This window comes from Mycobacterium sp. (assembly GCF_008709575.1).
Lineage (GTDB): Bacteria > Actinomycetota > Actinomycetes > Mycobacteriales > Mycobacteriaceae > Mycobacterium.
Genome location: NZ_VYIK01000378.1, coordinates 1 through 678 on the forward strand (window position 1 = coordinate 1; position 678 = coordinate 678).

The following is a 678-nucleotide window of genomic DNA, read 5'->3' on the forward strand; positions in this document are numbered from 1 at the left end:
GGGGAGTTTCCCGACGGGGGTCTCGACGGCCTCGCCCCGGCCGTGGCAGCGGTCGAGGATCCAGCGCAGGACGCGCAGGTTCTCGCCGTACCCGGGCCAGAGGTAACGGCCGCGGTCGTCCTGCCGGAACCAGTTGACATGAAAGACGCGCGGGGGGTGCGCAACGCTCGACCCGACCTTGAGCCAGTGGTCCCAGTAATCGCCGAAGTGGTATCCGCAGAAGGGCAGCATGGCCATCGGGTCGCGGCGGACGACGCCCACGGCGCCGGTGGCGGCCGCGGTGGTTTCCGACGAGGCCGAGGCCCCCACGAAGACACCGTGGGTCCAGTCGTGCGCCTCGTAGACGAGCGGTGCGAGACGGGCGCGCCGTCCACCGAAGAGAATGGCGGTGAGCGGGACGCCCCGGGGATCTTCGCTCCGCGGGGACCAGGCGGGGTTGTGACGCGCGGAGACGGTGAAGCGGGAATTGGGATGGGCGGCGGGGCCGCGGGCGGGGTCGTAGGGCCGGCCCTGCCAGTCGAACGCCGGTTCGCCCTCGTCGAGACCCTCCCACCAGGGACGCCCGTCACGCGTAAGCGCGACGTTGGTGAAGATCGTGTCGCGCCCGATGGTCTTGTAGGCGTTGAGATTCGTGCGTGGGCTCGTGCCGGGCACGACCCCAAAGTACCCGGCCTCGGG

1 protein-coding gene is annotated in these 678 nt (G+C 71.1%); it reads right to left on the reverse strand.

Features of this window, described 5'->3' with window-relative positions:
- Positions 1 to 678, reverse strand: a 678-nt coding sequence (locus tag F6Q13_RS19055; RefSeq protein WP_293059853.1) for a phosphoenolpyruvate carboxykinase (GTP), incomplete at both ends; no start/stop codon positions are given.